This window comes from Pseudomonas tensinigenes, from assembly GCF_014268445.2.
Taxonomy (GTDB): Bacteria; Pseudomonadota; Gammaproteobacteria; order Pseudomonadales; family Pseudomonadaceae; genus Aquipseudomonas; species Aquipseudomonas tensinigenes.
On sequence record NZ_CP077089.1, the window covers coordinates 4674545 to 4686750 of the forward strand.

At 58.3% G+C, this 12206-nt stretch carries 10 protein-coding genes; 2 read left to right on the forward strand and 8 right to left on the reverse strand.

Going from position 1 to position 12206, the window contains the following annotated elements; all coding sequences use genetic code 11:
* Positions 1-114: 114 nt before the first annotated feature.
* The 8 genes from HU718_RS20605 to HU718_RS20640 form a co-directional block, all read right to left on the reverse strand.
* A complete protein-coding gene (locus HU718_RS20605; RefSeq protein WP_186615784.1) occupies positions 115-1245 on the reverse strand; it encodes an SGNH/GDSL hydrolase family protein in 1131 nt (376 codons plus the stop codon).
* 222 nt (positions 1246-1467) lie between these two features.
* Positions 1468-2514 carry an acyltransferase family protein gene (locus tag HU718_RS20610; RefSeq protein WP_186615782.1) on the reverse strand — a complete coding sequence of 349 codons (1047 nt, stop codon included), beginning with the start codon at positions 2512-2514 and terminating at the stop codon, positions 1468-1470.
* A 12-nt stretch (positions 2515-2526) separates the two neighbouring features.
* Positions 2527-3630, reverse strand: coding sequence for a hypothetical protein (locus tag HU718_RS20615; protein ID WP_016986717.1), 1104 nt, complete (start codon positions 3628-3630; stop codon positions 2527-2529).
* On the reverse strand, positions 3621-4853 hold the full coding sequence (locus HU718_RS20620; protein ID WP_186615780.1) for an MATE family efflux transporter: 1233 nt from the start codon (positions 4851-4853) through the stop codon (positions 3621-3623). Before HU718_RS20620 ends, HU718_RS20615 begins: the two co-directional genes overlap by 10 nt.
* Positions 4850-5962: a polysaccharide pyruvyl transferase family protein gene (locus HU718_RS20625; RefSeq protein WP_116030878.1), complete on the reverse strand. Its 1113-nt coding sequence runs from the start codon at positions 5960-5962 to the stop codon at positions 4850-4852. Before HU718_RS20625 ends, HU718_RS20620 begins: the two co-directional genes overlap by 4 nt.
* Positions 5963-5977: 15 nt before the next feature.
* The gene (locus HU718_RS20630; RefSeq protein ID WP_186615778.1) at positions 5978-7060 is read right to left on the reverse strand and encodes a glycosyltransferase; all 1083 of its coding nucleotides are present in this window, start codon (positions 7058-7060) and stop codon (positions 5978-5980) included.
* A gap of 40 nt (positions 7061-7100) precedes the next feature.
* On the reverse strand, positions 7101-9329 hold the full coding sequence (locus HU718_RS20635) for a polysaccharide biosynthesis tyrosine autokinase (protein WP_150708075.1): 2229 nt from the start codon (positions 9327-9329) through the stop codon (positions 7101-7103).
* A 39-nt stretch (positions 9330-9368) separates the two neighbouring features.
* A complete protein-coding gene (locus HU718_RS20640) occupies positions 9369-9809 on the reverse strand; it encodes a low molecular weight protein-tyrosine-phosphatase (protein WP_077573818.1) in 441 nt (146 codons plus the stop codon).
* Between the two features lie 293 nt (positions 9810-10102).
* Here HU718_RS20640 and HU718_RS20645 point away from each other — a divergent pair, with 293 nt between their 5' ends.
* Complete coding sequence (locus HU718_RS20645) at positions 10103-11059, forward strand: cellulase family glycosylhydrolase (RefSeq protein WP_186615776.1); 957 nt, start codon at positions 10103-10105, stop codon at positions 11057-11059.
* Between the two features lie 202 nt (positions 11060-11261).
* Positions 11262-12188 carry a transaldolase gene (tal, locus tag HU718_RS20650; RefSeq protein ID WP_102902254.1) on the forward strand — a complete coding sequence of 309 codons (927 nt, stop codon included), beginning with the start codon at positions 11262-11264 and terminating at the stop codon, positions 12186-12188.
* Positions 12189-12206: the final 18 nt, after the last annotated feature.

The window sequence follows — 12206 nt, forward strand, 5'->3', positions numbered from 1 at the left end:
CGCGTGGGAATGCATCCAGTGACGCTCTGCGTCACCCAGCGAAGGGACGCGGAGCGTCCCGGGCGGCATTCCCACGCGGAGCGTGGGAACGATCACCGCTCTGGGGTTTGCGCGTTATTTAGGGGCGGTGTCGCAACGATCCTTGGCGCCCATGATCCAGCCATAAAAGTAATCAGCAATCACCTTCCCGCCCGTGGCCGGCACCGGATGAATCTTGTCCGGGCCGATCATCGCCGCCGCGTAGCGTTTGACGTCCGGCCCGAACGCGCACTGAAGATTGGCGTACCCCAGATGCTGCTCACGCGCCCACGGCTCAAGCACCTGCGCATACGCCGACATCGGATACGCACTGGAGCGCGTGGTGTCCTGGCGCATGATCAGGTTGATACTCGCCTGCGGCTGAATCTCACGCAGCATGCCCACCAGCCCCTGAACGTTCTGCAGATACTGCGCGGGCTTCACGCCGAAACCCTGATCATTGCCACCGAGCATGATCATGTAAACATCAGCGGGGATCTTCGACACGGCAGCTTTCCACTGCACTTGCCATTGCGGGTCCTTGTGATAGAAGTCCGCAGAGGCCGCACCGGAGGCCGCCAGTTTCGAGACACGAACGCCGTTCTGTTCGTTGCTCATCCACAGGCCGAACAACGTCGGCGCGCCCTTCACCACTTCCAGTTTGAAGGACCAGTCTTTCGCTGCAGACAGGCCTGCCAATGGCACTTCCTGAACCCCAGCGCCTGTCAGCGTCATCGGCTGCCAATCTTCTGAAGGTGCCCAGCGGTAGCGGATCTCGCTGGATTCACCAGTACCGAGGTAAAGCAGTTTCGCCTGAGTGACAGCGGTATCGATACGCGGCGTAGGACTCGCATCCACTTGCAACCATGCGCCGGGCCGGCCTGTTACCGTGCGACTGTCCGGGCTTGCTTGCCCCAACTCTGAAACCTTCCAGTCGCCGCCAAAGTACTTGTCACTGCTGCGGGTGTATTTGAAATGCGTGCCGCCAAGCGCCGCGCCGTGGTTGAAACCGACGTAACCCGGGCCGGCAAAACCCACCTCCCCGGCCACGCGCTGCACCAGTTTGTTCAGATAGAAATCCTGCCCGGCGCTGTAGCTGTCGCCGATCACCGAGACCGACAAGACCTTGCCGGCCTTGCCTTCACGCCACTGCGCAAAACGCTCGCGGGCATCGCCTACCTGAACCACCGACGCTGCCACGGGTTGCGCATCATCTACTGCCAACATGCAAAATTTCCTTCAGTCTGGAATGGCCCACTGAATAACGGGATGTACACAGATCAACTGTAGGAGCTGTCGAGTGAAACGAGGCTGCGATCTTTTGATCCTGCGTTTCAAAAACAAAATCAAAAGATCGCAGCGTGCCGCAGCTCCTACAAGAGATCTTGTGTACGACACGGATCCACTGTGGGAGCGACGGTGCGACGATTCGACCTGCTCGCGAAGCTCTTAGCTGCGTTGTGGTTGCACCACTGGAGTGACAGGCACCAACGGTTTCTTCTTCGCCACCCGCTCACCAAGGAACAACACAGAGGTGAAATTGAACCGGCTGAAAATCATCGACAACACCACTGGCCCGAGCAGGCCGCAACTCAAGCCACCGAGCACCAGCAAACTCTCATCCTTCACCCCCAACCGCACCAGCACAAACCGCGACGTCGCCGCGAACAGCACATGAAACAGGAAAATCGCATACGAATAACCACCAAGCCAGGTCAGCGCCTTGGAGCGCATATCACTCGACAGCAAGGCGATGCAGGAGACACAACCCACGGTCAACCCGATCAGACTGCGACGATCAACAATCAACTCACGATCAATCGCCGCGACGTACAGCAACGTCAACGAGATCAACACAAACACCAACGGCCCGATCACCTTGAAGCGCTGCTTCAACGCGTCGACATTCTCTTGCCCAATCATCCCTGCAACGAAAAACGGCAACAGGTAAATCGCGCCGTTAATCCCGAACGCATCGAACTTGAACGGCGGCAACAAAAACAGCAGCGCCGCAAACGCAAACAGCCCATACAGCCGCGTCGCCGAACGCAGCATCCCGCGCCACTCCAGCAGTCCGACGAACATGAAAATGATGAACACCGCTTGCAGGAACCAGAAGTGGTTGATCGGCACCCAGAACGACAACAACGCGTCGATCACCCCGACGTCCTTGTTCACCCCCGGCCCTACCGCTTGCAACACCGAGAACGGCACGCCAACGCAAAACAGCGGCACGATCAAGCGCCGCACCTTGCCGCTGAAGAACGCGGAAAAGTCATTGCCGCGAATTTTGTAGATCGAATAGATGTACCCGGAGATGAACGTGAACAACGGCATACGCACGTACACCATCGAATCGGCGATCACCCGGAACGGCGAGCCGATGTCGATCTTCAACCCGCCGCCCAACGGCCCGATGACGTGATAGAGCACCAGCAACAGGCACGCCAGGCCACGCAGGGTTTCAATCTCCAGGGACTTTTTCTTGCTCGACATAAAGCACCTGCCTCAATTCAGAATTCGTGATTCGACCTGCACCGGTTTGTTCGCCCGCAGCATCAAGCCCAGGCCAACGAACAACACCGGCACCACCATCGAGAAGTGCCGGGCGAAGGAGCCGAAGTCCGGCTCGAACAGACCTTGCACCAGCAGAAACGCCAGCGGAATGGCGATCAGTTCCTTGGGTTTGGTCTGGATCGGCGCGCCCTTGTAATCAGTCGAGGTGATGACTTTGAACAGCAGCAGCGCGGTCATGATCATCAACGCCACGAAGATCACTTGCCCCGGCCCGGACAACAGAATCAGCTCCACCGGAAACGACAAACGGAAGAAGATGATCATCGAGTCCAGCGCTTGCGAAACGAAGTCGCTGCCGCTGAGCCACGACACGATCAAGGATTTCGAGCCCTCCTCGCCCGCCGTGCGCAGTTCGTTGTTACTGGCGCGAATCGATGACACCGGAAAGCCCAGTGCAAGCTGGATCGACATAGCTACCGCGAGATAAAACAGGAACAGCATCAGAAAGAACGTCGTGCGCGACACGTACTTTTTCATCACGCAGACGCCCACCCACGACAGCGAAAACAGGATCCAGTAGGGCCGAATCAGCACGCCGTAAATCACCGCCGAGAGAAAGAATCCGCCGCGATATTTGCGCGTCAGCGAGCTGAGCAGAATGCTCAATACCGCCACCGACACAATGATTTCCTTGGTCAGGTTCTCCAGGAAAAACGAACGCACAATGCCCCACAGACACAGGGTGCCGAAGATCGCCAACGGCATGCGCCGAAACACCACCACCGGAATCGCCGTGAGGAAAAAATTGCAGAACATGCCGTAAGCCCAGGCATTGGTCAGGTTGATCCCGGTGGGCCGCAGCAGGAATGCCGAACACTCGTAGGACGAGCGATCCGGCGAGAACGGGTTCCAGAAATTGCAGTTGTCGGCACGCGCGTAGGACGACCACAAGGTCATCGCATCCGGCCCCGGATCACGCGGGATCAGCAGCGGCATGGCCACCGACAGAAACAACCCGGTGAAGAGGATCAGGAACGACACATACGAATCGAGTCTCTTGCCACGAAACTCAATGCACGGCAGTTTCAGGCCCATGACAATGTGGCCTTTTTCGCCTGGGTCGCTCGGGTCAGCACAGCAATCACCACAAGCTGCACGATGATCGCGAAGACATTGCCCCACGCCGCACCGTAAATCGAATAATGCTTGATCAGCAGATAGCTGACCGGCACTGACACCAGCAGGCAAATCGCCGCACTGGCCAGCGACACCCGACTGTTTTTCGAGGCAATCAAACCGCCCCAGACAATGTCGCCAATCGCACGCAAGGCGAAGGAAAAAATCAGCACGCCGAGGATCGCATTGTCCGGACGCGGCACGCTGGTGGCGACGTAATCGAGCACCACGTTGAAAAACACATAGATCGCCACCGCCACCGCAGCCGACACGACTAGCGAGCGCATGACCCACTTGTTGATGAACAGTTGCTTGACGGTGAATGCCTGCTGATCAGCCTGAAAACGCTTGGCCAACAGCGGAATCCCGACCACCGCGACCACCGCGTACGACAACGCCTGCAAGGTGTTCGCCGCCGACCACGCGTACACGTATTGACCCAGTTTGGCGTACGGTTCGAGGTCGGCGATCAGAAAACGCTCGGCGTACTGACTCAACGCAATCAACCCGGTACCGAGGTAAAAGGGTAATCCCGCTCTCCAGACAGTGGCGGTGGCCAGTGTCCCGGCTTCTCGGCCGTGATGAACGTTCACCACAATCAGGTAACCGGCGATGATCACCAGCACGTTGGCGGCGACCCACAGCCACAACACACTGGCGATTCCCGAGACCCAACCGAGCATCATCCCGCCCACGGCCAGAACCGCCCACAGGCCGGTCTTGATGAAGAACATCAGTGCGCCCGCTGTGGCTTTCTGCGCAGAAAACACGAACGAGTTGATCTCGAACGACAGGTGTTCAGTAAGCAATACCAGCGTCACACAGAGGATCAGCGCGGCGGTCGCTTCAACTGTCTGGAACAGTGAATAAATCAGCACCGTCACCACCGACAGCACCAGCCCCACCGCCAGATACAGCAGCAAAACCTTGTCGACCACGCGGCGCGAACTGCCGCCGACGCTGATCAAGCGATTGATCTCGGAACTGAAACCGACGCTGTAGAACTTCGACGCAATCAGCGATGCTGCGACCACCACGCCGTAAAAACCCAGCGCCTCATACCCGAGGTAATGGGTGATCGCCAACACCAGCAAAAACTTCGCGCCTAACGCTCCGCCGCGAAGCAGCAGCCGAAATATCATCGAACGACACCCTTGATAATGTCGTCCATGGCCACGGTTTTCGCCTCGATTTCACGGCAGGTGTCGGTCAGGCGTTTGCCGAAATTCGACAGCGCATTCGGCGCGTAAACCGTGTCGATGATGGTGTCGACATTGATGTCGCCGCCGTTGATCACCCAGTCCTCGACGCCCATGTCCTGATAGGCGCCGAAGCCTTTGCGCTCGTAGCTGATGTGGTACGCCGGCACGCCGGAAAGCAGCGATTCGATGGCGCCGTGCAGACGCACGGAAATCACCAGGTCCGGTTGGTATTTGGCAATCGTCGCTTTCAACGACAACAAGTCTTCGGTGATGCCCAGTTCGCGATAGAACGCACCGTCATCGTTACCGCGCACCGCGCTCTGTACCGCACAGACGACTTTGCTTTTGTTCTTCAGGCGCTGCAGCAGCAACTTCAAGTTGGCCACGTAAGCGACCTTCTTTTCCTTGCTCCACTCCGGCGGCTTGCGCAGCACTACGCAGACCGTGGCTGGCGACGACGCGCAGCGGGTGAATTTTGCCTGCTGGAGGATTTTGCTCGCCAACGACTGCACCGCCAGATCCGGCGCGCGGTAGACGTTGGCACAGGCATCGAAAATCGCCGAAGAACGATTGTCACGCACAAACACCGCGTCGGCGCTGGCGTAGTGCTCGACGATCTTGCTGCTCTCGCCGTGGAACGGGCCGATGCTTTGCGGCAGGTACACCGACGGCACTTTGCTGAGAATCGCGGTTTCCAGTTGCTTGGCGTGGCCGAGTTTCAGCTTGATGTGTTCGAAGGCGCTTTTCGAGCGCATGTAGCCGCCGCCGACACCGACGATCAAGTCGGTTTTCTTCAGCAGATCCGCCAGCCCGGCGTAGGACTGATTGAGGAACACCGCTTGCTTGACCCGGCCCAAACCCTTGGCCGCCATCACCGGCGCGTCGAAACGCGGGTGCGGCAAGTAGCTGAAAGAGTCCGGATCGGAAGCGACCACGCTGATCGCGGTGTCTTCGCCAAAGTTGCGCTGCACCAGGGCGATGGCCAGATCGACGAGCAAGCCGTCACCGGAGTTGGAGGCACTGTAGCCATGCAAAATCGTTACGTTCATATGCTTGAGTTCTACTTAAAAAGTGGGAGCGCGGTACAAGTCGTAGGTCTGGCGAATCATCAACGCGGCGCTGAAACGCTCGCGGACAATGCTCCGACCTTCGTTGCCGAGGTCGAGCAGGCGTGGCTTCTGGATGATCGTCAGCACATCAGCCAATGCCTGGTGATCACCGGACGGGAAGACATAACCGGAGACTTCATTGGTGACCAGTTCAGGCAGCGACGTGCAGTTGCTGGCGATCACCGGCAAGCCCATGGCCATGCCTTCCAGCGGCACCATGGCGAAACCTTCCCAGCGACTCGGCACGATCAGCGCATCGGCTTTCTGGTACAGCGCCTGCACTTCGCTCGGCGTGACCCATGGCAGGTATTCAACAGAGTCCATCGGTGGGCACTCCACCGCGTCCTCGTTCACCGCGCTGCCGACCACGGTCAGTTTCAAGTCTTTGCGCTGCACGTTGGCGAAGGCCTTGAGCAGCACGTCGAAGCCTTTCTGATAATCGAGGCGACCGACGAAGAGCAGATGAATCGGCTCGGGACTCGCCGCTTTCGGCGCGTCATCCTTGCGATGAATGCCGTTGTAGATCAGCTTCATGCGCTTGCGCTCGATGCCGAAGCGCGCGGCTTTGTCGAGTTCGTACTGGCTGACGCAAATGATCACGTCGGTGACTTTCTGCAGTACTCGCTCGATCCACGCATAGACTTTCTGCTTGGTCGGCGAGCTTTCCATCAGGAACGAAAACGCGTGCGGGCAGTAGACGATTTTCGGCTTGCGCCACGGTCGCAGCAGCACACACACGCACCGGCCGATGACTCCGGAAAAGGTGCTGTGCAAATGCACCACGTCGGGTTTTTCCTTGAGCATGACCTGGGTCAGGCGCCAGGCGAAACGCAGCAACGACGGCACATTGCGCCCGGTGCGCGGGAAGGTGCGGATCTGTTGCGCGCCGATGCCGTGCAACTCTTTGGCCTGATCCTCCGGGACCAGATACACCAGCTCGTAGTTCGCCGCATCGCCTTCGGGCGAAGCCGAAATCGTCCGGATCACCGTCGCGACGCCACCTTTGATCGTCTCTGCCACGTGCAGTATTTTCTTCACAAATCACCCACTTCAAACAGGAAAAAACAGTCGCTGACAGTCAGGATTTGTCGGACGCGTATTCGTAGTTGTAATAACCGTTGCCGCCGTTGCCGTAGTAACTGGCCGCACGCTTCTCGACGCCGTTGAACACCGCGCCTTTCAACTCGATGCCGTTCTGCGCGAAGCGGCGGATGGTCAGTTCGATCTCTTTCGCCGGGTTCACCCCGAAGCGCGTGACGATCAGGCTGATCCCGGCTTCACGGCCAACGATGGCCGCATCAGTCACCGCCAGCAGCGGCGGCGTATCGATGATCACCAGGTCGTAGCGTTCGCTCAGTTCGGCGAGCAGCTCGCGGAAGTTGGCGTGCATCAACAGCTCGGAAGGATTCGGCGGGACCTGACCACGACTGATGAAGTGCAGGTTGTCGATTTCGACCTTGTTGATTGCCTGATCGATGCTGCAGCGCTTGACCAGCAGGTCGGACAAGCCGTTGGTGATCGGCGTGTTGAGGGTTTTGTGCAGGTGACCTTTGCGCATGTCGGCATCGATCAGCACCACGCGCTGACCGCTCAAAGCCATGACCGCCGCGAGGTTGGACGAGACGAAGGTCTTGCCCACTTGCGGGCTCGGCCCGGAAATCATGATGCGGTTGTTGGTCGAATCGAGCCCGGCGAAGTGCAGGCAGGTGCGCAGGCTGCGGATCGATTCGATCGACAGATCCGTCGGATTGCGCAGGGCCAACAGATACGCTGGCTTGTCGACACCGTCGCGGGCGCGGCCTTTTTTGTTGTCTTCTTCATCCTGCAAGGCGCTGTACGGGATCGACGCGTACACCGGCAAACCGAGTTGTTCGATGGCTTCCGGGCCTTCGAGACCCCGGCTCAGGGATTTGCGCAGCAGCACCAGAGCGACGCCGACGAAGGCGCCGAGGAAGGTCGCAATCAGCACAATCAGGGCTTTTTTCGGTTTGACCGGGCTGGTCAGGTCGACATCCGCCGCATCGACCAGACGCACGTTACCCACGGCACCGGCGCGGACGATGTCCAGCTCCTGGGATTTGTTCAGCAACTGCGTGTAGATCTGCGAAGCGACTTCGACATCGCGGGTCAGGTTGAGCAATTCCTGCTGTGTCGCGGGTAGATCGCCGACCTTGCCTTCCAGCGACTTCTGTTGCTGGGTCAGTTCGCCGATCTGGCTCATCAACGCGCGATAGGCCGGGTGCTGTTTGGTAAACTTGCGGTCCATCTCCGCCTGCTGCATTTTCAGCTCGGAGATTCGCGTTTCCAGCGCCACCGACTGACCGAGCACCGACTGGGTTTCCAGCGAGATGTTCACGGTCTTGCCGTGGGTCTGATAGGCGTTCAGCGCATCGCTGGCCTTGGCCAGATCACGTTTGACCTGCGGCAACTGGCTCTGCAGGAAGGCCAGACTCTGCGCCGCTTCCGCCGAGGTACGACGCACGTTCTGATCGACATAAAGCGCGGCGATCTTGTTGAGAATCTTCACCGCTTCAGCGGCGTCGCTGCTGGCCAGCGCCAGTTTGATAATCCCCGATTCCTTGCCCTGCTCGGAGATATCCAGTGCGTCCTGATAACCCTGAATGGTCACGATCCGTGGGTTGCGCACCACCTCGAAACGCGTACCGGGATTCGCCAGCAACTGGCTGATCTGCCCTTCTACACCGTCCTGCGCGAACGCTTCGCCGGCGACGCCTTCGACCAGCAGGTTGTCGTTGTCATCAAGCAACTGGAAGTGCTTCTGTTCGCCGGCGATCAGGGTGAGTTTCTTGCCCAGCAGTTCTTTCGGCAGATTGAGCCGGGCGAACTCCAGACGCTCACCGCCCCAGGCGTAACTGTTCAGGCCGAAACGCGGTGCGGCGACGCTGGTCTCGGTCTCGCCGCGATAACGCCGGGCGAGAAAGCCGCCAATCATCGGGAAGGTATTGGGGGTGACATCGATGTCCAGGCGCAAGTCGTCGACAGTCTTGCCGATCACCGCGCGGGATTTGATGATGCCGATTTCGGTCACCGACGGCGATTGCCCACCGAGCATGCTGTTGAGGTCGGAGAACCCGAGCATGTCGTTCTTTTTTGGCTCGACCTGCACCAGCGCATTCGCCAGGTACACGGGCGTGGCCAACACTGCGTAGGCCACACCGGTAACCATGAAGGCGCCGGTGAGCGCGCCGATCAACCATTTCTGGTCGATCAAACTGCCGAATATGCCGAGAAGATCAATACTGTCTTGATCATTGTCGCGGGTGCCGATGACGGACGGTAACTGCATAAGTCTGTTCTTACCATTCATTGATCTGAAGAATATTCATCAACGCGCGAGGCGTTGTGCCCATGAGCTAACAGCATCTTCAATCAATGCATGGGCATGAATAAAAGCGGCCTTGCCTTGACGATACGGATCTTGTATTTCGCGCTCGCTCTGCCATTTGCCGAGCAGAAATACTTTGCCTCTGGCGTGAGAGGCAATCTTCAATACTTGATTAACATGCTGTTTTTCCATCACCAGAATCAGGTCTGATTCATTGACGATGTCTGCGGTCAGTTGCCGTGCGATGAAGCCTTCGGCGTTATGGCCATGGTCTTCCAGCACTTGCCGGGCGGACGCTTCGACGCCCTCGCCCACCCGTGCCGACAGGCCTGCGGAGGAGACGGTGATCGCTGAGGGGGCCAGCGCGTTACGCAGCATCAGTTCTGCCGTCGGACTACGGCATATATTGCCCACGCAAACGACAAGGATCTTTCTGAACAAGGTTTTACTTTCCTGTGTAATGTCAAACGGCCAACATCCCGAGAGCAATTTAATGAACCCTCAGATCTTTCTTCACTCGGAAATAGATTCGCCCTGTTAGTACCGAAGCATTAAGTACCACAGCGTTTAAAAGCCCCCCAACCACTATTAACGGACTAAAAATAACTGTGATTTTCGGCTGATTGTTTTCCGACAAAAAATAACATTCGCGCACTTAGTGCCATCACCTCACTCGAAAATTGAGCAACGAGATCATTTATTCGCAGTTGTCACTTCTCTTCGGGAGAGCAGACATGAAAACAACACATCTCAAAAAACTCGGCGCGTTGGCACTGATGGTGGCCGGGGCTACAACTCAGGCTCACGCCAGCGAACTGTTGCCCAACCTTCCGGCGAAGAACATCGGCGTGCAGGTGAAGATCCAGAACTTCACGGCCGCCGACGCCGCGCAGATCAAATCGGCAGGCTTCGGTTTTGTCCGCTTCGGTGTGTGGAGCGACAGCCTGACCGCCAAGGCTTATCAGAAACAGGTCAGCGACGCCTTTGCGGCGGCGCAATCTGCGGGCCTGCCGGTGTTGCTGACGGTCCGCGCGATCAAGGCGTTGCCCGCCACATCGAGCGCCGAGCTGACCACTGCCGGTGAAGGTTTCGCCAAAGCTGTGACCGGGCTGCAACAGTCGTACAGCGCGCAACTGGTGGCGATCGAGTTATGGAATGAACCGGACCTGGAAACCTACTGGCCGACGCGCAATTTCGACACCACGTTTGTGCCGTTCATGAGCGGTGTGTGCAAGTCGCTGCAGGAGCAACCGCCATCGACGCCGGTGATCGGTTACGGCTTCGCCCGTCCACCCAGCGCAGGCTCGGCTGCGACCGTGGCGCTTAACCGCATCGTCAGCGAATACCCCAAATGCCTGAGCGCCGTGTCCTATCACCCCTATGGCATGACGGCTACGCAGATCAGCAACGCGCAGAACTTCATTCAGCAGAACTTTCATGTGCCGGGGATCATCAGTGAGTGGGGTATCTCGGCACTTGCTTCCAACGGCGGGCCTGAAGGCCAAGCGAGCAAGATCAACGCGTTTATTGGCGATGTTAAAAAACTCAACATCCCGCTGACCTCCATCTACGAATGGAAGAACAGTGATTCGGGCAGCAACGATCGCGAGAAGAACTTCGGCCTGCTGACCTCTGACGGTCAGCCGAAACCGGCACGGATGTCCGTCGAAGCCCTGTTGAACGCCCAGTAGCGCATGCACAACCGGCCTGTACGCAGGTCGGTTACTTTGAACCTGTTGGCCGTTTTGGCATCGTATTCATCGATAACCCGCCCCACCTTTCAAACAATCGTTTTCAGGTTGTTGCCGCAGGGGCCATCGATACACGTACCCGCCCTTGAGTGGCTGTCAGCGCTCGGGTAATGTCATCAGACCCATAGGACAGAGCACGCCCATGACTTCCAAGCTGGAACAACTCAAACAATTCACCACCGTTGTTGCCGACACCGGCGACTTCGAAGCGATCTCCCGTGTCAAACCGGTCGACGCCACCACCAACCCTTCCCTGCTGCTCAAAGCGGCGGCCATTCCGGCCTACGCCGAGCTGCTGAACGCCTGCGTCAGCGACTGCAAGGGCGATGTCGGCCTGGCCAGCGACCGTTTCGGCGTCGCAGTGGGTCAGGAAATTCTCAAAGTGATTCCGGGCCGCATCTCCACCGAAGTGGATGCGCGGCTGTCGTTCGACAAGGATGCCGTGCTGAAACGCGCGCATCGCTTGATCGAGCTGTACGACAAGGCCGGCATTGGCCGTGATCGCGTACTGATCAAGATCGCCTCGACCTGGGAAGGCATTCGCGCCGCCGAAGTGCTGGAGAAGGAAGGCATCCAGACCAACCTGACCCTGCTGTTCTCCTTCGCTCAGGCCGCCGCTTGCGCTGACGCTGGCGTGTTCCTGATTTCGCCATTCGTGGGCCGCATCTACGACTGGTACAAGAAGGCCAACGGCAACGACTACACCGGCGCCGATGATCCGGGCGTACAGTCGGTCACCCGCATCTACAACTACTACAAGTCCAATGACTACAAGACCGTGGTCATGGGCGCGAGCTTCCGCAACCTCAATCAGATCGAGCAACTGGCCGGCTGCGACCGCCTGACCATCAGCCCGGACCTGATCGACAAACTGGCGGCCGACACCGGCAAGCTGGAGCGCAAACTGGCACCGGGCAACGCCGGTGAAGCCCGTCTGAGCCTCAACGAAGCGCAATTCCGCTGGTTGTCCAACGAGGACGCAATGGCCACCGAGAAACTGGCTGAGGGCATTCGTCAGTTTGCTCGCGACCAGGAGAAGCTTGAGGCGCTGCTGCAGGCCAAGCTGTGATTTGAGTGGGTGAAATGC

Coding starts and splice junctions, on each gene's coding strand:
- HU718_RS20605 (WP_186615784.1), bottom strand. CDS start 1,245: ATGTTGGCAGTAGATGATGCGCAACCCGTGGCAGCGTCGGTGGTTCAG.
- HU718_RS20610 (WP_186615782.1), bottom strand. CDS start 2,514: ATGTCGAGCAAGAAAAAGTCCCTGGAGATTGAAACCCTGCGTGGCCTG.
- HU718_RS20615 (WP_016986717.1), bottom strand. CDS start 3,630: ATGGGCCTGAAACTGCCGTGCATTGAGTTTCGTGGCAAGAGACTCGAT.
- HU718_RS20620 (WP_186615780.1), bottom strand. CDS start 4,853: ATGATATTTCGGCTGCTGCTTCGCGGCGGAGCGTTAGGCGCGAAGTTT.
- HU718_RS20625 (WP_116030878.1), bottom strand. CDS start 5,962: ATGAACGTAACGATTTTGCATGGCTACAGTGCCTCCAACTCCGGTGAC.
- HU718_RS20635 (WP_150708075.1), bottom strand. CDS start 9,329: ATGCAGTTACCGTCCGTCATCGGCACCCGCGACAATGATCAAGACAGT.
- HU718_RS20645 (WP_186615776.1), top strand. CDS start 10,103: ATGAAAACAACACATCTCAAAAAACTCGGCGCGTTGGCACTGATGGTG.
- tal (WP_102902254.1), top strand. CDS start 11,262: ATGACTTCCAAGCTGGAACAACTCAAACAATTCACCACCGTTGTTGCC.